Annotated in this window: 19 protein-coding genes and 3 pseudogenes; 13 read left to right on the forward strand and 9 right to left on the reverse strand. The window is 64.5% G+C overall.

Annotated elements, in window-relative coordinates; translation table 11 throughout:
- Window positions 1-34: 34 nt before the first annotated feature.
- Both E6B08_RS15745 and E6B08_RS15750 read right to left on the reverse strand, forming a co-directional pair.
- Window positions 35-787: an anti-sigma factor family protein gene (locus E6B08_RS15745; protein WP_136914889.1), complete on the reverse strand. Its 753-nt coding sequence runs from the start codon at window positions 785-787 to the stop codon at window positions 35-37.
- Window positions 784-1305 carry a sigma-70 family RNA polymerase sigma factor gene (locus tag E6B08_RS15750; RefSeq protein WP_136914890.1) on the reverse strand — a complete coding sequence of 174 codons (522 nt, stop codon included), beginning with the start codon at window positions 1303-1305 and terminating at the stop codon, window positions 784-786. Before E6B08_RS15750 ends, E6B08_RS15745 begins: the two co-directional genes overlap by 4 nt.
- 132 nt (window positions 1306-1437) lie before the next feature.
- Between E6B08_RS15750 and E6B08_RS15755 the strand changes: the two genes are divergently transcribed.
- The 5 genes and pseudogenes from E6B08_RS15755 (at window position 1438) to E6B08_RS15775 (ending at window position 5534) form a co-directional block, all read left to right on the forward strand.
- A complete protein-coding gene (locus E6B08_RS15755) occupies window positions 1438-2484 on the forward strand; it encodes a catalase family peroxidase (RefSeq protein WP_136914891.1) in 1047 nt (348 codons plus the stop codon).
- Window positions 2481-3013 (forward strand): annotated as a pseudogene (locus E6B08_RS15760) (cytochrome b). The gene E6B08_RS15755 and the pseudogene E6B08_RS15760 overlap by 4 nt, the downstream one beginning before the upstream one ends.
- Before the next feature lie 69 nt (window positions 3014-3082).
- A pseudogene (locus E6B08_RS15765) lies at window positions 3083-4284 on the forward strand (MFS transporter).
- A gap of 96 nt (window positions 4285-4380) precedes the next feature.
- On the forward strand, window positions 4381-4926 hold the full coding sequence (locus E6B08_RS15770; RefSeq protein ID WP_136914892.1) for a cupin domain-containing protein: 546 nt from the start codon (window positions 4381-4383) through the stop codon (window positions 4924-4926).
- A gap of 14 nt (window positions 4927-4940) precedes the next feature.
- Window positions 4941-5534: a DUF4157 domain-containing protein gene (locus E6B08_RS15775; RefSeq protein WP_136914893.1), complete on the forward strand. Its 594-nt coding sequence runs from the start codon at window positions 4941-4943 to the stop codon at window positions 5532-5534.
- A gap of 29 nt (window positions 5535-5563) precedes the next feature.
- Here the strand turns inward: E6B08_RS15775 and E6B08_RS15780 are convergent, their stop codons facing one another.
- Complete coding sequence (locus E6B08_RS15780) at window positions 5564-6559, reverse strand: bile acid:sodium symporter family protein (RefSeq protein WP_416194353.1); 996 nt, start codon at window positions 6557-6559, stop codon at window positions 5564-5566.
- A gap of 115 nt (window positions 6560-6674) precedes the next feature.
- On the opposite strand from E6B08_RS15780, the gene ampC reads away from it, so the two are divergent.
- The gene (ampC, locus tag E6B08_RS15785; RefSeq protein WP_136914895.1) at window positions 6675-7811 is read left to right on the forward strand and encodes a class C beta-lactamase; all 1137 of its coding nucleotides are present in this window, start codon (window positions 6675-6677) and stop codon (window positions 7809-7811) included.
- Window positions 7812-8109: 298 nt separating this feature from the next.
- The gene (locus E6B08_RS15790; protein WP_016486521.1) at window positions 8110-8442 is read left to right on the forward strand and encodes a hypothetical protein; all 333 of its coding nucleotides are present in this window, start codon (window positions 8110-8112) and stop codon (window positions 8440-8442) included.
- Between the two features lie 46 nt (window positions 8443-8488).
- On the opposite strand, the gene E6B08_RS15795 is transcribed toward E6B08_RS15790, so the two are convergent.
- The 3 genes from E6B08_RS15795 to E6B08_RS15805 all read right to left on the reverse strand — a co-directional run bounded on the left by E6B08_RS15795 (window position 8489) and on the right by E6B08_RS15805 (window position 10359).
- Window positions 8489-8794 carry a hypothetical protein gene (locus E6B08_RS15795; protein WP_136914896.1) on the reverse strand — a complete coding sequence of 102 codons (306 nt, stop codon included), beginning with the start codon at window positions 8792-8794 and terminating at the stop codon, window positions 8489-8491.
- Window positions 8795-9122: 328 nt separating this feature from the next.
- On the reverse strand, window positions 9123-9311 hold the full coding sequence (locus tag E6B08_RS15800) for a hypothetical protein (RefSeq protein ID WP_136914897.1): 189 nt from the start codon (window positions 9309-9311) through the stop codon (window positions 9123-9125).
- A 160-nt stretch (window positions 9312-9471) separates the two neighbouring features.
- Entirely contained in the window at window positions 9472-10359 is an 888-nt protein-coding gene (locus tag E6B08_RS15805; protein ID WP_136914898.1) for an EamA family transporter, read from the reverse strand.
- A gap of 242 nt (window positions 10360-10601) precedes the next feature.
- Between E6B08_RS15805 and yghU the strand changes: the two genes are divergently transcribed.
- From yghU to E6B08_RS15825, 4 genes and pseudogenes are all read left to right on the forward strand, one after another.
- Window positions 10602-11441 (forward strand): glutathione-dependent disulfide-bond oxidoreductase, encoded by an 840-nt coding sequence (gene yghU / locus E6B08_RS15810; protein WP_136914899.1) that lies wholly within the window; start codon window positions 10602-10604, stop codon window positions 11439-11441.
- Window positions 11442-11629: 188 nt separating this feature from the next.
- A pseudogene (locus tag E6B08_RS15815) lies at window positions 11630-13332 on the forward strand (amidase).
- 86 nt (window positions 13333-13418) lie between these two features.
- Window positions 13419-14102, forward strand: a complete 684-nt coding sequence (locus tag E6B08_RS15820) for a helix-turn-helix transcriptional regulator (RefSeq protein WP_136914900.1) — start codon at window positions 13419-13421, stop codon at window positions 14100-14102.
- Entirely contained in the window at window positions 14099-15016 is a 918-nt protein-coding gene (locus E6B08_RS15825) for a pyridoxal-phosphate dependent enzyme (RefSeq protein ID WP_136914901.1), read from the forward strand. Before E6B08_RS15820 ends, E6B08_RS15825 begins: the two co-directional genes overlap by 4 nt.
- Window positions 15017-15369: 353 nt before the next feature.
- On the opposite strand, the gene E6B08_RS15830 is transcribed toward E6B08_RS15825, so the two are convergent.
- Window positions 15370-15579, reverse strand: coding sequence for a DUF2945 domain-containing protein (locus tag E6B08_RS15830; protein WP_136914902.1), 210 nt, complete (start codon window positions 15577-15579; stop codon window positions 15370-15372).
- 195 nt (window positions 15580-15774) lie between these two features.
- Between E6B08_RS15830 and E6B08_RS15835 the strand changes: the two genes are divergently transcribed.
- Both E6B08_RS15835 and E6B08_RS15840 read left to right on the forward strand, forming a co-directional pair.
- Window positions 15775-16872 (forward strand): carboxynorspermidine decarboxylase, encoded by a 1098-nt coding sequence (locus tag E6B08_RS15835; RefSeq protein ID WP_136914903.1) that lies wholly within the window; start codon window positions 15775-15777, stop codon window positions 16870-16872.
- A gap of 31 nt (window positions 16873-16903) precedes the next feature.
- Complete coding sequence (locus E6B08_RS15840; RefSeq protein ID WP_136914904.1) at window positions 16904-18148, forward strand: saccharopine dehydrogenase family protein; 1245 nt, start codon at window positions 16904-16906, stop codon at window positions 18146-18148.
- Window positions 18149-18216: 68 nt separating this feature from the next.
- Here the strand turns inward: E6B08_RS15840 and E6B08_RS15845 are convergent, their stop codons facing one another.
- Both E6B08_RS15845 and mqo read right to left on the reverse strand, forming a co-directional pair.
- Complete coding sequence (locus tag E6B08_RS15845; RefSeq protein ID WP_136914905.1) at window positions 18217-19263, reverse strand: class I SAM-dependent methyltransferase; 1047 nt, start codon at window positions 19261-19263, stop codon at window positions 18217-18219.
- A gap of 150 nt (window positions 19264-19413) precedes the next feature.
- Entirely contained in the window at window positions 19414-21060 is a 1647-nt protein-coding gene (gene mqo, locus E6B08_RS15850) for a malate dehydrogenase (quinone) (protein ID WP_136914906.1), read from the reverse strand.
- Window positions 21061-21161: the final 101 nt, after the last annotated feature.

A 21161-nucleotide genomic window follows, 5' to 3' on the forward strand; every position in this document is an offset into this window, starting at 1 on the left:
GACAAACCGGCGACAGGGCCAACGCGTTCCAGGCCTACAACCCCAACCGCAACGCCTGCCCCACCCCCGCCCCTCGTACATCGTCCGCCGCACTGACCAAGGCGAAGTTGTACGCGCCATGGGACCAGTAGCGCGCCTCCAGTTGCCCATCCACCCGCTGTCCGTCGGGCATGGGCCCGAACAGTTTGCCGGGTGAGCGCATGAACAGGCTGATCCGCTGTCCTTGCGCATCCTCGAACACCAACAGCGCCGCCGGCCCCTGTTCGTTACTCAGCAATCGCGCGCCCACTGGCGCGAAGCCATAGTCTGCAAGGTCCGGCAGCGGACCCACCTGATCGAAATGCTGGCCCAGCCAGGCACGTAGCCTGGCCGGATCGCTGGCCTTGACGTCCAGAGCCTGGCTGGCGGCGAACATGCGATGGGCCTGCAGCGCATCGGCCATGGGCAACACACTGTCGACCAGGGCCATGTCGCGTGCCTGCCAACCGCCCAGCCCACCTACCCCGAGCGCCACCAGCAATACCGCCGCCGACGCCCAGCGGCGCTGACGGCGTTGGCGCAACTGACGGCGTAGCTGAGTCAGGTCCAGGTGCGGCGCCCCTGCTGCCTCGCCCACTCCGGCCAATGCAGCGCGCAGGCGCCGGGCGTCGCTGCGCCAGCCTTCCACGCGAATGGCCTCATCAGGATTGGCGGCCAACCAGGCCTGCACCTCAGACCGTCGCACCGGGTCCAGGCGCTCGTCGACATAAGCGTGCAGTTCGTGCTCGCTGGGAATCAGGCGGGTCATTTCAGCCTCCGCAACGCCGGGGGCGGCGGGTTGCCCTCGGTCAGTTCACGCAACGCGGCGCGGGCGCGCGACAGACGCGACATCACCGTGCCAATGGGGATACCCAGAGTCTGCGCGGCCTCTTTGTAGCTCAGGCCCTCGACGCTGACCAACAACAGCAGCGCCCGCTGCTCCGTGCTCAGCCGGGCGAAGGCCTGCAAATCGGCCTGGGCCATGACGATGCTTTCGGTATCGCTGGCCAGCGGCTCACTGCCGGCCTCGGCACGGCCGAACCAGGACAACCAACGGGCATGCAGGCGATCACGACGTTTGCTGTCGAGAAACAGCCGATAAAGGATGGTGAACAGCCAGGCGCGCAGGCCATCGGCGTCACGCTGCTGGCCGCTGCGGGTCAGCGCCCGCTCGACGGTAGCCTGGACCAGGTCGTCGGCGGCGCCGCCATCGCGAGTCAGCCACAGGGCGAAGCGGCGCAGACGTTGCAGCAGCTCGCGCCATTGGGTGTCATCCAGATCATGCATGGCAAGGTTCCGGCCTCTGGGTGGGATCAGTGTAAGAGGCAGACGCCCGGGCAGGAAATCTATTCCCGCGCCAGGGAATAAGTTTTGCCCTGCCGCGTCGTACCGGCACCTTCACTGCAATGGACATTTGCCATGAAAGCTCCCCTGCACGGTCTGCCCAAGGCTCTGCGCCTTGGCGCGATCGGCGCTACTGTGCTGGCGCTGGGCGGCGCCTTCGCCTACGCCGCCGGCTGGGTCGGCCGCCCCGAGTTGACCCCGCAGCGCATCATCGACACCTTCGAAGCCCAGGCTGGCCACCACCCTGGCTATCGTAAGAACCACGCCAAGGGCCTGTGCGTGAGTGGCTATTTCGAGGCCAGCGGGCAGGCCGCCACGTTATCTACCGCGCGTGCATTCAGCCAGGCTCGGGTGCCGGTGATCGGCCGCTTCGCCATTGGCGGCGCCAACCCCTTCGCGCCCGACACCAGCGTGCCGGTGCGCAGCCTCGCCCTGGAGCTAAGCACCGACGATGGCCAGGTCTGGCGCACCGGCATGAACAACCCACCCGTGCTGGCGGTCAGTACCCCCCAGGGCTTCTACGACCAGGTACTGGCCAGCGCGCCAGACCCGGCCACGCGCAAGCCGGACCCGGCCAAGCTGCAAGCCTTCTTTGCCGCGCACCCGGAAAGCGCGGCGTTCCGCCAGTGGGCCGCGAGCTACAAACCCAGTGACAGCTTTGCCAGCACCCAGTACCACAGCATCAACGCCTTCCGCCTGATCGACGCGCAAGGCGCCGAGCATCCGGTGCGCTGGCAGCTCGAACCACAGGCTGGCTTCGCCCCACTGCCGGGTCAGGTCGACGACAAACAGTTCCTCCAGCACGACCTGCAGCAGCGCCTGGCCCAGGGCCCGCTGCGCTGGACCCTGCGCCTGACGCTCGCCGAGCCTGGCGATGCCGTCGACGATCCAGCACGCGCCTGGCCTGATGAGCGCCGCAGTGTCGACGCTGGCACCCTGGTACTGGAGCGGGTCGATGGGCCTGAACAGGGCGCCTGCCGCGACCTGAACTTCGACCCGCTGATCCTGCCAAGCGGTATCCGCCCCTCCGCCGACCCGATCCTCGCGGCGCGTTCGGCCGCCTATTCGGAGTCGTTCAACCGCCGCAGCCGAGAAACGCTGGATACCGGAGCCCGCCCATGAAACCTCAAGCTTTCCACCCCATCGCACGCCTGCTGCATTGGTTGATGGCGCTGTCGATCCTGGCCATGCTGTTCATCGGTGTCAGCATGGTCGGCGACCTCTCGCCCCGCCATACCTGGCTACTGCCCTTGCACAAGGCCATCGGCCTGGGGCTGTTGGTGCTGGTCCTGGCGCGTATCGCCCTGCGCCTGACCCTGCCCCATCCGCCGCTACCTGCGGACCTGCCTGCCGTGCAACGATGGGCAGCGGGCGCCTCGCACCTGCTGTTGTATGGCTTGATGCTGGCCATGCCGCTGCTCGGCTGGGCGATGTTGTCTGCCGGCGGCTACCCCCGCCCGCTGCAACTCCCTGCCATCGCCCCCACGACTTGCAGTTGTATGCCATGCTGCGCCAAGCGCATGGCTGGGCCGGCTACCTGTTGTTCGCCACCATTCTCGTTCACCTGGGCGCGGCGCTGATGCACGCGTGGGTGCGCCGGGACGGGGTGATGCGCAGCATGTGGCCAGGGCCGCTGCGACGCAGCGAATAGCGATGCTCGACAAACGATAAAAATTCTCATTAAGCTGCCAGGTCTTCAGAAGCTGCCATGGATCGCCCGATGAACGTTGCCCAGGACCCTGCCAAGCTGTCCGCCACCCGCCTGGACTTGCGTCCGCTGCTGTTGGCGAACATGGCTTGCACCATGTCGATGATGGCATTCGTTGCGCTCATCGGCCCGATCGCCCGCCTGCTCGGCATGGCCACCTGGCAAGCCGGCGCCGCGGTCACCGTGGCCGGCGTGGTCTGGGTTTTGCTCGCCAGGCCTTGGGCCGGGCGGCCGACCGGCTTGGGCGGCGGCGCATCCTGTTGCTGGGCAGTGCCGGTTTCACCGTGGCCTATTGGCTGATGTGCCTGTTCATCGAAGGTGCCCTTCGCTGGCTGCCTGGGGCGACCTTGGCGTTCGTGGGCTTGATGCTCGCGCGAGGCTGCATCGGCGCGTTTTATGCCGCGATCCCTGTGGCATGCAATGCCCTGATCGCCGATCACGTCGAGCCGCAGCGGCGTGCCCGGGCCATGGCCTCGCTGGGCGCAGCCAACGCGGTCGGCTTGGTGGTCGGGCCAGCGCTGGCCGCGTTGCTGGCGCGCCACAGCCTGAGCCTGCCGTTCCATGTGATGTCACTGCTGCCGGCCGGCGCGTTCATCTGCTTGCTGTTCACGCTCAAGCCACAGCCCCTGCCGCATAGCCATGCGCCCTCCCCGGTGCACCTGGGCGACCCGCGCCTGCGCCGGCCATTGCTGGTGGCCTTCAGTGCCATGCTGGCGGTAACGGTGTCGCAGATCGTGGTCGGTTTCTTCGCCCTCGACCGCCTGCAGTTGGGGCCGGCCCAGGCCGCGCAAACTGCCGGCATCGCCCTGACCACGGTAGGCGTAGCGCTGATCCTGGCGCAGGTTCTGCTGCGCCGGCTGGAATGGCCACCGCTGAAGATGATCCGGGTCGGCGCCAGCGTTTCCGCCCTGGGCTTCGCGTGTGGTGCCCTGGCCACGTCCGCGCCCTGGTTGTGGGGATGCTATTTCGTTGCCGCCGCCGGCATGGGCTTCGTCTTCCCGGCCTTTTCCGCGCTGGCCGCCAACGCCATGCAAGCCAACGAGCAAGGCGCCACGGCCGGCTCGATCGGCGCAGCTCAGGGCATGGGCGCAGTGATAGGGCCGCTGACCGGAACCCTGGTCTATGCCCTCGACCCACGCCTGCCCTTCCTGGCCGTGGCCGTGCTGTTGCTGCTGGTCGGGCTATGGCCGATGCCGCGCGACAAACGTGCCTGAGAAGCACAGCGCGCAAGCGAGCAGAGTGTGTTTTAATGCGTCGCCCATTATTTTTGACACCTCTGACAACCATTCTTTTTTGACACCAAGGCGGCTATGGACACGGGGACACGACTCAAACTGGTGCGTGAGCGCAACAACCTCTCCCAGCGGGAACTCGCCCGCCGCAGTGGGCTGACCAACTCGACCATTTCGCAGATCGAGCAGAACCGCGTCAGCCCATCGGTCAGTTCGCTGAAAAAGCTGCTCGAAGGCATCCCCATGACCCTGGCGGAGTTCTTCAGCTTCGATGAGCCGGTGCGCGAGGAGCGTTTCGTGTTCCGCGCCAGTGAACAGCCGGACCTCGGTCGCAACGGCCTACGCATGTTGCTGGTCGGTGCCAGCGTCGAGGCGCGGCAGATGCGCATGCTGCGCGAGCTTTACGCACCAGGGGCCGACTCGGGCGAACCTATCGTCCACGCCGAAGGCGAGGAATGCGGCCTGGTGACCCGGGGCACGGTCGAATTGTGGGTCGACGGCCAGGTCAGCGTGCTGAACTCCGGTGACGGCTACTATATCCCCACTACCCTGCCGCACAGCTTCAAGAACATCGGCCCCGACGAGGCCGAGATCATCAGCGCCAACACCCCGGCCAATTTCTGACCGTAGCCGGCCCGATGAGGCACCTGCTCCTGCTGGCCGGCCTGCTGCTGGCACCACCGGCGCCGGCCGAACAGGCCTGCCCCGCTGGCCAATACCCGGTGTGCCTGCTGGGCTGTTTCTGCGCCCCGATCGATCCAGGCCAGGCCGGACAGGTGCTCAAGGATGTCGAGGTGATGGCCTCGGCCAGTCTGGCCTATGCCCTGCGCCAGGCCCGCGACCAGGCGAACGCCTTGGGCAGCGAACCGATTCCCCTGCACATACGTGCCCAGCTCGAGCCGTGGTACGACTTCGCCGTGCTCGACGCAGCGCGTTACCGGGTAGGAGACGAGCAACAGCTCAGCGCGGCCAATGCCATGCTGCAGAACCCGGATGTGAATGCAGTGACCTTGATCGACACCATCGTGTTTCGCCATGCCGGCGATGCCGAAGACAACGTGGCGCTGTGGGCCCATGAGCTCAAGCATGTCCAGCAGTACCAGGAACTGGGCGTGGAGGAGTTTGCCCGGCGCTACACCCGCGACTACCAAGCGCTGGAGGGGCCGGCCTATGCGATCGAGGCCGAGGTGCGAAAGGCGTTGCGCGAGCGTGCTTCAGGGCAGGCGCGCTAGGCGCGGCCTGCCATTTCGCCGGAGCGGGTCTAGCGGGACGCAGCGGTCGCCTGCTCGACCGGCTCCTCACGGCTGGCGTAGCGTTGCGCCAGCACCGCGCAGACCATCAACTGGATCTGATGGAACAGCATCAACGGCAAGATCATCGCGCCGATACCACTGCCCACGAACAATACCTGCGCCATCGGCACCCCGGTTGCCAAGCTCTTCTTGGAGCCGGCGAACAGGATGGTGATGCGATCTTCGAGGCTGAAGCCAAACAACTTGCCGAGCAACCGGGTGCCGAACAGCACCACTGCCAACAGGATGCCGCAGACAGCGAACAGGCCTGCCAGGTGCTGGGGCGACACCGTGTGCCACAAGCCAGTGACCACCGCTTCGCTGAATGCGGTATAGACCACCAGCAGGATCGACCCCTGATCGACCAGCTTCAGCCAGCGGGCGTTCTGCTTGACCCAGGCACCGATCCAGCGCCGTGCGATCTGCCCGGCCACGAACGGTACCAGCAGCTGCAAGGTGATCTTCAGCACGGCGTCCAGGCCGGAACCTGTATCACCCGCAGCGCCCAGCAACATCATCACCAGCAATGGCGTGAGGAAAATGCCGATCAGGCTGGAGGCGGCAGCGCTGCAAATGGCAGCCGGTACGTTGCCGCGTGCCAACGAAGTGAAGGCGATGGCCGACTGCACCGTGGCTGGCAAGGCGCACAGGTAGAGAATACCGAGGTACAACTCGTTACCCACCAGCGGCACGAACAGCGGCTTGAATGCCATGCCCAGCAACGGGAACAACACGAAGGTGCAGGAGAACACCAGCAGGTGCAGACGCCAGTGCCCGGCCCCGGCAATGATGGCTTCACGCGACAGCTTGGCACCGTGCAGGAAGAACAGCAGGCCGATCGCCAGGTTGGTCAGCCAGCCGAAATACACCGCGCCATCGCCCGAACAAGGCAACACGGTGGCGATCGCTACCACGCTAAGCAAGGCCAAAGTGAAGTTGTCGAACAACATGCGCACATACTTCATAACAGTTTCCATCTTGTTGTTGTCCAAAACGCGACGATAACGTCTAACGCTGATTCCTGCTAACGCTAGAGCCCCCACCGGTATCGCCCAACGGACACCCGCGCAAGGACCGATCATGTCACTGACCCGCCTCACCCTGACCCTGCTGGCCCTGGCCAGCCCCTTGGCGCAGGCCGCCGACGCGCTGCAAGCCCAGGTCGACCAGATCATCGAGCCACTGATGAAAGCCGAAGGCATAGCCGGCATGGCCGTGGCGGTGTACGCCAACGGCCAGTCGCATTACTTCAGCTACGGCGTGGCCAGCAAACGCGAGCGCACGCCAGTGAGCGCCGACACGCTGTTCGAGGTCGGTTCACTGAGCAAGACCTACACTGCCACGCTCGCCGCGCTGGCCAGCGCCGAGGGCGAACTCGACCTGTACGCTCCCGCCGAACGCTACCAACCCGCTCTTGCCGGCAGCGCATTGGGCAAGGCCAGCGTGTTGGAGCTCGGGGCCTATAGCGCCGACTGCCTGCCCCTGCAGTTTCCCGAGCCAGTGCACACCGACGAGCAAGCCCTGGCATTCTTGCGCCAATGGCAGGCAAAGGCTGCGCCTGGCACCCAGCGCTGCTACTCCAACCCCAGCCTCGGGTTGTTCGGCGACCTGGCCGCCCGCGCCAGCAAACAGCCCTTCGCCGACCTGATGACCCAGGGCCTGCTCCCGCGAATGGGCTTGCGGCATACCTACCTGGAGGTCCCGGCCAACGCCCAGGGCCTCTACGCACAGGGCTACGATGCGCAGAATCGTCCCGTACGCGTGAGCCCAGGTCCTTTCGCCGATGCCGCCTATGGCATCAAGACCAGCGCCCGCGACCTGCTGCGCTACGCCCGTCTGCACATGCAGCCGGCCGAGTTGGCTCCAGCACTTCGCAGGGCCGTGGCCATCACCCAGCAGGGCTACTTCGAGGTAGGCGCGATGACCCAGGGCCTGGGCTGGGAGCGCTATCCCTACCCCGCTTCGCTGCAAACGCTGATCGACGGCAACGGCGCGCGAATGGTCCGCGAACCGCAGGCCACCCACCGCCTGGATCCGGCGCTGCCGCGCCTGCCAGCGGCCTGGTACAACAAAACGGGGTCTACCAACGGTTTCGGGGCCTACGTGGCGTTCGTTCCTGCCGAAGACAAGGCGATCATCCTGCTGGCGAACCGCAATTTCCCCAACGAAGCGAGGGTGCGCGCCGCCTACCAGATCCTTTCCGAAACCGGTCGATGAGCAGCCTCCGTTAGGATTGTCCGACACGATGTAGTGCCAAAAAATATTCACTACAAAACTGTTGACGACGCTGATCGGCCTTGGGCATGATGAGGCCGTCTCCCCGATCGGGAGCGGTGGCAAGGGTGTTCCAGACGGCCTGCGCGGTAACGCAGGCCGTCCGTGGAGAGGGAAACTGTCCAAAAGGCAGCGTGAGAAAGCCCCTGTTGCGATGCTGCTGTAGCAGCCTAGGTAGTGCGCTACACCGTGCTAGCGCCAACTGTGAAAAATCAACAACGACTGAGTAATAGGGGCTTATATGATGAACTTGAACAACAATCCCACGATCGACCAACTGGCCCAGCTGTTCGCCGTTCGCAAGGACAGCCTGGACGACCACCTGCTGTGGGTCAGCCAAACCGGCGAAGTGCGCCTCGACCGCCTTCCGCCCAACACCATCGAAGACGAATTCGAAGAGCACCTGCCCAGCATGCGTGCGCGCTTCAAGGTCTACCGCCGTGGCCAGGGCTACGTCGGCAAGAAGGCCGCCGCCGACACCGAGTTCGTCGGTCGCGTCCTGCAGACCCTGCAACAAGAATGGCCCGCCGCCCGTGAGCGGCAGGCAGTCAAGGTGATCGAACCGCTCAACTGAGTGGCCTCACCCGCACTTGAGCCCGGCCGGCAACGGCCGGGCTTTTTCATGCCCGCAAGCGCGGTGCCGCCCGCTCCGGCAGGGCAATTGCACCCGTCGCCAGGGCACGGGCGCGATCGACGCCCCACACCAATGCCCGAGTCATGGTCTCGCCCGGGCGAGAGCGGTAGTACTCCTCCACCAGGGCCTTGCCATCCTGGCCGTACAAGCCGAGGAACAATTGCGTAGCCCCCAGCCGCGACAAACGCACCTGTACATCGAAGGTGGTGCCGTCGCTCAGTGCTTCATCATGGCTGCGGCTGTGCAGATGGGCGTCCGCCCACTGCCAATAGGTCTCTTCCCTGACGCGCATGGATAACAATCCTCCTTTGCCGAATTGCCGCGCAAGGATTCCATAAGCGCCTGGTTTGAGCGAGGGCAAAGCGACGTTGCCATGAGCAGGATCAAACAATTCCTACAAAAAACCCGCCAGACGGCCTAATGCTGTTCACTTAAAGAATGCTGGGGCCGCCTTGCGGCCCATCGCGACACAAGGCCGCTCCCACATTGTCCGTGCTTGCCCTGTAGATGGGGGCTTTCACGGTCATTGTGGGAGCGGCCTTGTGTCGCGATGGGCTGCGCAGCAGCCCCGGCATTCTTGAGTGAACAGCACTACGCCGCCTGGCGGGGTGTGATGAGTGTCAACGTTTCTGTGGTATGCGGGGAGTGAAGCGGCCCTTCTTCGCGCGTTGCAGGTACGCAGGCAGTAGCTGCTGCGATTCGTCCAGCGTCATGTGGGCGAAGCCCAGCCGGTAGGCGGCCTGACCGCAACGAACCTGGCTGTTGATCGGGAATGCGTCGTTCATGTCTTCGTAAAAGGACTCGCTCATGCCCTGTCTCCCTCCAGCGGCGGTCCTGCCGGCAACCAGATCGGCTGCCTGAAAGAACGGGACCGGTGAAGTGAGACTAGCCGGTCATTTGCAGACTACCCGGGCAAATCCCCCCGCAACCGACCAGTGGCCGCACGCCGGTTGCCGGGCGAAGTCGCAGCTACTGCGCGCTCGCTGCGCGCAGTCGCTGGCCCAGCTTGGGCCCGAACACGTTGACCAGCAGGCCGGCCATCACCAACAAGGCACCCCAGCCCTGCATTGGCGTCAGGCGCTCGCCCAGCAGCCAGGCCGAGGAGCTCAGGCCAATCACCGGCACCAGCAGCGAGAACGGTGCGACCTTGCCGGCCGGGTGGCGCGACAGCAACTTGCTCCACAGGCTATAGCCAAGCATGGTGGCGACGAATGCCAGGTAGGCCAAGGCCAGGATCGAACTCCAGCTGATGTGGGCAAGGGCCTGGCCGATGCGCTCGGGGCCTTCCAGCCACCACGACAGCGCCAGGAACGGCAGCGGCGGAATCAAGCCGCCCCAGATCACCAGGGCCACCAGGTTCACCGAGCCAAAACGGCGGGTGATGATGTTGCCCATCCCCCACATGGCCCCGCCACACAGGGTCAGCAGCAAGGCCACGAACGGCACATGGCCGCTGTCCTCGCTGCCGATCAGCGCCAGGCCACTGGCCGCCACCAGCAAGCCCAGCACGCTGGCCAGGCGCAGACGCTCGCCGAGAAACAATGCGGCAAAGCCCAGGGTGAAGAACGCCTGTGACTGCAGCACCAACGAGGCCAGTCCAGGCGGCATACCGCTGTACATGGCCTGGAACAGGAAGGCGAACTGACCCAGCGAGATGGTCGCGCCGTAGGCGATCAGCCAGCGCCACGGCAGGTTCGGCCGCTTCACCAGAAAGATCGCCGGAAAAGCGACCAGCATGAATCGCAGCGCGCCCAGCAGCATCGGCGGCAGACCGTCGAGACCGACCTTGATCACCACGAAATTGACTCCCCACGCGATGATCACCACCAGCGCGATCAGCAGGTCCTTGAGCGGCATTGCAGCATCCTTTTTCCAGGCTTCGAGACATATTTCGTTACAGCATAAGGGTATTCCCGGACGGGCGACCAGCACAGTTACCGACCAGCCTTGCGCAACAGTCCGCTGTTATGGCCAACGTCTGCGATTGCTGACGCCAGCGCGATGCACGCTTTGCATTTGCCCTGGCCACCGAACCCGTGGCATAGATGGCGGTCTTGGTCTTTATGTGACTGCATCGCGCCATTGAAGGAGAACCGTGCATGAGCAAGCCCCCCTACGTCCCGCCCGAGGTCTGGAGCAACGATGCAGCCTCTGGCGGTCAGTTCGCCAGCATCAATCGCCCGGTGGCCGGCGCGACCCACGACAAGGACCTGCCCGTGGGCAAGCATCCCTTGCAACTGTACTCCCTGGCCACTCCCAACGGCGTCAAGGTCACCATCGCCCTCGAAGAGCTGCTCGCCCTGGGCCATGCAGATGCCGAGTACGACGCCTGGCTGATCCGCATCGGCGAAGGCGACCAGTTCGGTGGCGGCTTCGTCCAGGTCAACCCCAACTCGAAGATCCCTGCCCTGCTCGACCGCAGCGTCGAGCCGCCGATCCGGGTGTTCGAGTCCGGCTCGATCCTGCTATACCTGGCCGAAAAGTTCGGCGCCCTGCTGCCCAAGGCACCGGCCGCGCGTACCGAGACCCTCAACTGGCTGTTCTGGCAGATGGGCGCGGCGCCTTACCTCGGGGGTGGCTTCGGCCATTTCTACGTCTATGCGCCGGAGAAAATCGAGTACGCCATCAATCGCTTCACCATGGAAGCCAAGCGCCAACTGGACGTACTCGACCGGCGCCTGGCTGAAAGCCGCTACCTCGGTGGCGACGAATACAGCATCGCCGATATCGCCGTGTGGCCCTGGTATGGCCAGCTGGTGCGCGGCAACCTGTATGGTGCTGCGCAGTTCCTCGCCGTGCATGAGTACGCCCATGTACAACGCTGGGCCGAGGAAATCGCCAAGCGCCCGGCGGTGCAACGCGGCACCCGGGTGAACCGTACCTGGGGCGACGAAGCGAGCCAGGTGCCTGAGCGCCATTCGGCAGCAGACCTGGGCTGAACCATCGCCGGCCCCTACGAGGATTGCGCTGCACCCGTAGGGCCGGCTTGCCGGCGATAGGGCCGCCCACGCCCCAACAATGCCCCCATGCAAAAATCCATTTCTCCCGCGCAAACCTGCTTCCCCCAATCCCTTCTTGTACACTCCTCGCATTAGCCCCCACCTGCACAATCTTTTTTGGTGAAAGCATGATCGAGGTAACCGAGGTTTCCATTGCCGAGCTGCGTGACGCGCTCGAGTCGGGCCGCACGACGGCGGTCGAGCTGGTCAAGGCGTACCTGGCGCGCATCGACGCCTACGACCCGGCCAGCACTGCCACCGCACTGAATGCGGTCGTGGTACGCAACCCCGAGGCCATCGCCGAAGCCCAGGCGTCCGACGCACGCCGGGCCAAGGGGCAACTGCTCAGCCCGCTCGACGGCATCCCCTACACCGCCAAGGACAGCTACCTGGTCAAAGGCCTGACCGCAGCTTCCGGCAGCCCAGCCTTCAAGGACCTGGTCGCGCAGCGCGACGCCTTCACCATCGAGCGCCTGCGCGCGGCCGGCGCCGTGTGCCTGGGCAAGACCAACATGCCACCGATGGCCAATGGCGGCATGCAGCGCGGCGTCTACGGCCGTGCCGAGAGCCCGTACAACGCCAACTACCTGACCGCGCCGTTCGCCTCCGGCTCCTCCAACGGTGCCGGTACCGCCACAGCCGCAAGCTTCAGTGCCTTCGGCCTGGCCGAGGAAACCTGGTCCAGCGGCCGCGGCCCGGCCTCGAACAACGGCCTGTGCGCCTACACGCCTTCGCGCGGAGTCATCTCGGTGCGCGGCAACTGGCCGCTGACCCCGACCATGGACGTGGTGGTGCCCTACGCCCGCACCATGGCCGACCTGCTCGAGGTCCTCGACGTGGTGGTCGCCGACGATGCCGACAAGCGCGGCGACCTGTGGCGCCTGCAGCCATGGGTACCGATCCCGGCAGCGTCGTCGGTACGCCCGACCTCCTACCTGGACCTGGCGGTGGATGCCAGCAGCCTGAAGGGCAAGCGTTTCGGCGTACCGCGCATGTACATCAATGCCGACCCCGAAGCCGGCACGTCGGAAAAACCAGGCATCGGCGGCCCGACTGGCCAGCGCATCAATACCCGCGCCAGCGTCATTGACCTGTGGCAGGCGGCTCGCCAGGCCCTGGAAGCGGCCGGTGCCGAGGTGATCGAAGTGGACTTCCCGCTGGTATCCAACTGCGAGGGTGACCGCCCAGGTGCCCCGACCGTGTACAACCGCGGCATCGTCAGCAAAGCGTTTCTCCATGACGAACTGTGGGAGTTGTCGGGCTGGGGCTTCGACGATTTCCTGCGCGCCAACGACGACCCCAAGCTCAACCGCCTGGCCGACGTCGATGGACCCCAGATCTTCCCCACGATCCAGGCACTCTGCCCAACCGTGAGGACGACCTGGCTGCCGGCATGGACGAGTACGTCAACATGGCCAAGCGCGGCCTCAAGACCTGGGACCAGATCGAGACCCTACCCGACGGCCTGCGCGGCCTGGAAGCAACCCGCAAGCTGGACCTGGAAGACTGGATGGACGACCTTGGCCTGGACGCGGTGCTGTTCCCGACCGTGGCCGACGTGGGCCCTGCCGATGCCGACGTCAACCCGGCCTCGGCCGACATCGCCTGGAGCAACGGCGTCTGGGTGGCCAACGGCAACCTCGCCATCCGCCACCTGGGCGTGCCGACCGTGACCGTGCCGATGGGCGTGATGGCGGATATCGGCATGCCGGTGGGGCTTACCTTCGCTGGACGCGCGTACAGTGACAACGCCCTGCTGAGCTTCGCCTCGGCATTCGAATCGACCGGGTCGCGCCGGGTGATTCCTCCGCGCACGCCAGCCCTGGGCTGATCACGGCACGGGCCGCTCTGCGGCCCAATCGCCAAATTCAACTTAATGTGTAAAAATACACAAACAGTTGAATTTGGCGATGAGTCATGCCCCTCTCCACGACCGACGAGCGTCAGCTCACCCTCACGGTCCTCAAAGCCGCAATCCAGGCCTTGGGTAGCGTCGTGCCCGGCAACCTGGAAATTCTCCTGCACGACCTCGATCACCCCGAACACTCCGTGGTGGCGATCGTCAACGGCCATCTTTCCGGCCGCGTGGTCGGCAGCCCGATCCTCGCCGCGCCAGAACAGGACCAAGGCTTCAAGGCGCTGATGCAGGCCGGCGCCGAACAGCATGGCTGCGAGCCCGTGGTACTGCCTGACTACCCCACCCACCTCAAGGGTCGCAGCCTGCGCAGCGCCACGGCGATCTTCCGTGACAGCACTGGCCACCCCTTCGCCAGCTTGTGCGTCAATACCGACATCACCGGCCTCGACGCTGCCATGCGCTTTCTTCAGCAGCTCCAGCCCCTGGGCGCCGTCCCTGCCCAGAGCAACCCGGGCGAGCCTGCCGACATGTCCGTGCTGATGGGCGAGATCATCCAGGGCTCGCTGCAGCGCTCCGGCCAGGGCCGAATGAACAAACAGGCCAAGGTCGAGGCCGTGCGCGTGATGCAGGAGCGCGGGCTGTTCATCGTCAAGGGCGGCGTGGAAAAGGCCGCCGAGGCCCTGGGCGTGACCCGCTACACCGTTTACAACTACCTCGAGCAACTGCGCGGAGCCAAGCCATGACGCTACATATCAATACCCCCCTGATCGAATCGCGCCCGCTCTCGCTGGCCTCTGGCCGCGCGTCGTGGCTCAAGCTCGACGCCCTGCAACCTTGTGGCTCGTTCAAGCTGCGTGGGGTCGGCCATGCCTGCGAAGTTCACCACGCCCGAGGCGCACGCCATTTCGTCTCGTCGTCCGGGGGCAATGCCGGGCTCGCGGTCGCGTACGCTGGGCGCAAGCTGGGCGTACCGGTGACCGTCGTGGTGCCCGAGACCACGACCGAGAGGGCGAAGGAACTACTGGGCCTGGAAGACGCCAAGGTGGTGGTTCACGGCAGCTCCTGGCAAGAGGCTAACGCCTTCGCGCAGACCCTGCTCGGCCCGGACGACGCCTTCATTCATCCGTTCGACGACCCGCTGCTGTGGGCCGGGCATGCCAGCCTGGTCGATGAAGTGGCGGCAAGCGGGTTCAAGCCGGACGCAGTGGTGCTGTCCGTGGGCGGCGGCGGTCTGCTCAGCGGCGTGGTCGAGGGGCTGGCACGCAATGGCTGGCACGATGTACCGGTCCTGGCGGTAGAGACCGAGGGCGCGGCATCCCTGCATGCGGCGATGCAAGCGGGGCGTACGGTGGAACTGGAACGAATCGACTCGGTCGCCACCTCGCTGGGGGCCAAGCGCGTTGCCGAGCAAGCGTTGGCGTGCGCGCGCCAGCATCCGGTGCACAGCCACCTGGTCAGCGACCGAGCAGCGCTGGAGGCGTGCGAGCGGTTCTTGCTCGATCATCGTGTGCTGGTGGAACCCGCCTGTGGGGCGGCGTTGGCCCTGGCGTACACACCCGGCGCGCTGGGCAGTTACCAGAATGTGCTGGTGGTGGTCTGTGGAGGGGCTACGGCGACCTTGGAGCAGATTCGGGAGTGGTTGGAGGGGTGCGCTTGAGATATGTGGTGTCGCATAGATCGAGCGCCGCCCGCGCGGCGCTTCGCGAAGTGTGCCCTGTAGAGTTGTGGTGTCGCATAGATCGAGCGCCGCCCGCGCGGCGCTTCGCGGGGCAAGCCCGCTCCCACAGTCTGTCTGTCAGGCCATGGTTGTCCACCTATGGCGGCACCACGCAATAGCGTAGTGCGACCAGGCGGCAACACAAATATTGCGCCGGGCCCAACCAGGCTGACAACCATGACCTACCAGACATAATTGGCCCGAAACAGATGTGGGAGCGGGCTTGCCCCGCGAAGCGCCGCGCGGGCGGCGCTCGATCTGCGCGCCACCGCAAATCCTAAGCCCAAGCCCAATCAATCCTTATCCAGCGCCTCTTCCTTGTGCATCGCCAGATGCCCGGTCTTGTCGCTCTTCACTTCATACTGCGGTGCATCGCTGGAACAATGCCGATGCCTGCCGAGAAATTCCACATCCTGTGTATGCACCTTGACCACCGTGCCATGGATGACCCCAGCCTCGGAATTCCAACGCACGTGATCGCCTGTCTTGTAGCGGTTACTCATCGGATATCTCCTTGTTTTCCCTGCAGTCGCTCAGGATGGTCACAGAGTTCTGTTCTACTGAACCTGCCATGCACGGAAAAATTCCGGCGAATCGCCAGCATCGCTGACGAAATACGTGTTCCGCCCTTTCGATATGCGACAAGGGAAGGCACAATGCGTGTCCTTTTTTTGGCCGGCCTGGCCGGGGGCCTTTAAATGATCAAGACGCCGTACTACCTCATCGACAAAACCAAGCTGCTGGGCAACATGGAGAAGATCGCCTACGTGCGCGAACACTCCGGCGCCAAGGCCCTGCTCGCCCTCAAGTGCTTCGCTACCTGGTCGGTATTCGATCTGATGCAGCAGTACATGGATGGCACCACCTCCTCGTCCCTCTACGAGCTCAAGCTCGGCCGCCAGAAGTTCGCCGGCGAAACCCACGCCTACAGCGTGGCCTGGGCCGACGACGAGGTCGAGGAGATGCTCGAGAACTGCGACAAGATCATCTTCAACTCGATCGGCCAGTTGCAGCGCTTCGCCGAGCAGTCCGAAGGCAAGACCCGGGGCCTGCGCGTCAACCCGCAAGTGAGCAGTTCCGACTACCTGCTGGCCGATCCGGCGCGCCCGTTCAGCCGCCTCGGCGAGTGGGACCCAGAGAAGATCGAGCAGGTGATCGAGCAGATCTCCGGCTTCATGTTCCACAACAACTGCGAGAACGGCGACTTTGCCCTGTTCGACAAGATGCTGTCGCACATCGAAGAGCGCTTCGGCCATCTGCTGCACAAGGTCGAGTGGGTCAGCCTCGGTGGCGGTATCCACTTCACCGGCGAAGGCTATGCACTGGATGCGTTCTGCGCGCGCCTGAAGGCGTTCTCCGAGCAGTACGGCGTGCAGGTTTACCTGGAGCCGGGCGAAGCCGCCATCACCAACAGCGCCTCGCTGGAAGTGACCGTGCTCGATACCCTGTACAACGGCAAGCACCTGGCCGTGGTCGACAGCTCGATCGAAGCGCACATGCTCGACCTGCTGATCTATCGCCTCAATGCCAAGATGGCCCCCAACGCCGGCGAGCACACCTATATGGTCTGCGGCAAGTCGTGCCTGGCCGGTGACATCTTCGGCGAGTACCAATTCGATCGTCCGTTGGCCATCGGCGATCGCCTGTCGTTCGTCGACGCGGCGGGCTACACCATGGTCAAGAAAAACTGGTTCAACGGTCTGAAGATGCCGGCCATCGTCGTCAAGCAACTCGACGGCAGCGTCGAGGTCAAGCGCGAGTTCGGTTTCGAAGACTACGTTTCCAGCCTGTCGTAAGACCGGCTTTCAGTGAGGAGCAAGGGATAAATTGAAGAAGAACGTTCTTATCATTGGTGCAGGAGGTGTCGCCAAGGTGGTGGCCCACAAGTGCGCGCAGCATAACGACGAACTGGGTCGTATCGCTATCGCGTCACGGAACATCTCCAAATGCCAGGCCATCATCGACAGCGTCAAGGCCAAGGGTAGCCTCAAGGTGCCCGCCGACATCCGGGCCTTCTCGCTCAATGCCCTCGATGTCGAGGCAACCAAGGCGCTGATCCGCGAGACCGGATCGCAAATCGTCATCAACGTCGGTTCCGCCTTCCTCAACATGTCGGTGCTGCGTGCCTGCATCGATACCGGTGTCGCCTACCTGGACACCGCCATCCACGAAGAGCCGGGCAAGATCTGCGAGACCCCGCCGTGGTACGGCAACTACGAGTGGAAACACCTCGAAGAGTGCCAACAAAAGAACATCACCGCCATTCTCGGCGTCGGTTTCGACCCGGGTGTGGTGAACAGCTACGCCAAGCTCGCGCAGCAGCAGTATTTCGACCGCATCGACTCGATCGACATCCTCGACGTCAATGCCGGGTCCCATGGCAAGTACTTCGCCACCAACTTCGACCCGGAAATCAACTTCCGCGAGTTCACAGGTCAAGTCTGGAGCTGGCAGAACAGCCAGTGGACCAGCAACACCATGTTCGAAGTCAAGCGTACCGACGACCTGCCAGTGGTGGGCTCGCAGAACCTGTACCTGACCGGCCACGACGAAGTCCATTCGATTTCGAAGAACCTCGACGTGCCGAACGTGCGTTTCTGGATGAGCTTCGGCGAGCACTACATCAACGTGTTCACCGTGCTGAAAAATCTCGGCCTGCTCTCCGAGCAACCGGTGAAAACTGCCGAAGGCCTGGAAGTGGTACCGCTGAAAGTGGTCAAGGCCGTGCTGCCGGACCCCGCCTCACTGGCTCCTGGCTACACCGGCAAGACCTGCATCGGCGACCTGGTCAAGGGCACCAAGGACGGCCAGCCGCGCGAAGTGTTCATCTACAACGTGGCTGACCACGAAGAAGCCTACGCCGAGACCGATAGCCAGGGTATTTCCTACACCGCTGGCGTTCCGCCGGTTGCCGCGGCCTTGCTGGTCGCCCGTGGCGAATGGGATGCCCAGCGCATGGTCAACGTCGAGGAACTGCCAGCCGAGCCGTTCCTCAAGGCGCTGGACGTGATGGGCCTGCCCACCCGCGTGAAAGATGAGAAAGGCGATCGTCCCTGGGACGCTGAAGCCTAAGCAAGACTGAAAGGGGCGCCAACCAGGCGCCCCTTTTTCGTATGCCCCGGCGCCCCTGTGGGCGCCGGCTACTTCCTGGCCTCCAGAATCAGATTGAACGGTGTCTGCGTAGCCCGCCGGAACCTGGTGAACCCAGCCTCCTCGAACACCGCCCGCAAGCGCGCCTCCCCCGCTTGCGCCCCCAGCCCCAGGCCCACCTCCTGCGACAGCGAATTCGGCGTGCAGATGAACGTCGACGCGGCATAGAACAGGCGTCCGACCGGGGTCAGGTTGCCATCCAGGGCGTCCTCGGCGTAGGGCTCCACCAGCATCACCGTGCCATCGGATTTCAGCGCCCGGTAGGCATGGCGCGCCGCCCCCACCGGATCACCCATGTCATGCAGGCAATCGAAGAAGCACACCAGGTCGTGATCATGCCCGGGATAGTCCTTGGCCGAGGCCTGGGCAAACGCCACCTGCCCCTGCAACCCGGCTTCACGCGCACGCTCCGTGGCCGTGGCGATGGAGGGTGCATGGTAGTCGTAGCCGATGAAGGTCGAAGCCGGAAACGCCTGGGCCATCACCAGCGTGGAAGCGCCGTGTCCGCAGCCCACGTCCGCCACCTTGGCGCCCGCCTGCAGCTTGGCCACCACGCCATCGAGTGCCGGTAGCCACTCGGACACCAGGAACGTTCGATAACCGGGTCGGAAGAAGCGTTCGGTGCCACTGAACATGCACGGGTGATGATCGCCCCAGGCCAGGCCGCCATCGCCGCGCATGGCCGCCACCAGTTTGTCCTTGTCGTGGAACAGCGCCGCCACCACTGCGGCGCCACCGGTCATATAGGCAGGCGACGCTTCGATAGCCAGCGCCATGGCTTGCTCCTCAGGCAGGCGGAAACGCCCTCGTTCATGCACCATGTAGCCGGCCGCCGCCTGGGCATTGAGCCATTCCCGCACCAGGCGCGGATGACAGGCGGTTTTGCTGGCCAGCGCCTCCGGGGTAACGGCCTCGCTATCGGCCATGGCCCGGTACAAGCCCAGCTCGTCTCCGAGAATGACATTGGCCAGCGTGGCTGCGGCGCCCATGTCGCCCACCAGCTTGCCCATGAATGCGTGCAGTTTTTCCTCGTCCATGACCAGCCCTCCTCTAGCAGAAGGCCACCGTCGGCGCGGGTCGCCCGCCCCGTGGGCGGTGGTCGGATGAGTACAGACGCCCGCTGCGGCGAGGCCGGGGCGGGCTGTCTGTAAGTCTAGCCAAGCGGCCTCGGCTCGGCTGGGAAAAGGCTAGGGTTTGAGGTCCGGATCGGTATCCTGGTGGCCCTGTTTGATCGGCTGGATATCCTTGGGATTGCCAGGGTCCTGGCGTTTGTCGATCTCCGGCGCCGGAGCCAGCTGCAATACCTCGTTGGTGTAATCCCATTCCTCCTGCACCCGGTCCGGATGATCGTTCAGGTGAATGCCATAGGACGGCACGATCTGCTTGATCTTCGCCTGCCAGGGCGCCGAGGCGACCTGTTCCTTGAAGACCTTGTTCAGCAAGTCGAGCATGATCGGCGGCGCGGTGGACGCGCCCGGCGAGGCGCCGAGCAAACCGGCGATGCTGCCATCCTTCGATGCCACCACCTCGGTACCGAGCTTGAGCACGCCGCCTTGGTCCTTGTCCTTCTTGATGATCTGCACCCGCTGCCCGGCTTGCCACAGGCGCCAGTCTTCCTTTTTCGCCTCGGGATAGTACGTCTGCAACGCCGCGAAGCGGTCGTCATCGGACTGCATCACCTGGCCGATCAGGTAGCGCACCAGATCGAACTCGCGCACGCCGACCCGCACCATCGGCCAGCTGTTGTGCAGGCTCATGCTGGCGAACAGGTCGAGTAGCGAGCCTTCCTTGAGGAACTTGGTGGAAAACGTCGCGAACGGCCCGAACAGGATCATCCGCTTGCCGTCGAGCACCCGCGTATCGAGGTGCGGCACCGACATCGGCGGCGCGCCGGTGGCGGCGATGCCATAGGCCTTGGCCATGTGCTGCTGGGCGATGGTGGGGTTTTCGGTGACCAGGAACGAGCCCCCAACCGGGAATCCTGCATAGTCCTTGGCTTCGTCGATACCCGACTTCTGCAGCAGCGGCAGTGCCGCGCCGCCGGCACCGATGAACAGGAACTTGGCATCGGTGCTCGACTCGCTGCCGTCCTTCAGGTTCTTGTACTCGACATGCCAGGAGCCATCGTCGTTGCGGCTGATGTCGCGGACTTCGCTGGACAACTTCAGGTCGAAATTCGGCCGGCTTTGCAGGTAGCCCACGTACTGGCGGGTGATCTCGCCAAAATTGACGTCGGTACCGATGGGTGTCCAGGTCACCGCCAACTTCTGCGCGGGGTCACGCCCCTGCATCATCAATGGCACCCACTTGCGGATCTGCTCGGGGTCTTCTGAATACTGCATCGGACGGAACAACGGACTGGCCTGCAACGCCTCGTAGCGCTTTTTGAGAAAGCGGATATTGTCGTCACCCCAGACGAAACTCATGTGCGGGGTGCTGTTGATGAACGAGCGTGGATTCTTCAACACACCCTGCCTTACCTGCCAGGCCAGGAACTGGCGGGTAATCTGGAACGACTCATTGATCTCCACCGCCTTGGTGATGTCGATCTTGCCGTCCTTCTCCGGGGTGTAGTTGAGTTCGGCGAGCGCCGAATGGCCGGTGCCGGCATTGTTCCAGCCGTTGGAACTCTCTTCGGCGACCTTGTCCAGGCGCTCGACCATCTGCATCGACCAGCCGGGTTCCAGCTCGTTGAGCCAGACCGCCAGGGTCGAACTCATGATCCCGCCGCCCACCAGCAGCACATCGACCCGCTTGGTCTCGGCGGCCTGCGCGTTGAGCATGGCGCACGTCAGGCCCAACAAGGCCCAATTACGCTTGTTCGTGATTTTCATGGCTACTCCATCGTCGTCCTGAACGCCTTCACTGGCATTCGATCCAGCTTCGAGACCCACCTGACGGGGCAGTTCAAAACAATCCACGCGCCCGCAGCGTC

Origin of the sequence: Pseudomonas putida (assembly GCF_005080685.1) — a bacterium.
GTDB classification, from domain to species: domain Bacteria; phylum Pseudomonadota; class Gammaproteobacteria; order Pseudomonadales; family Pseudomonadaceae; genus Aquipseudomonas; species Aquipseudomonas putida_V.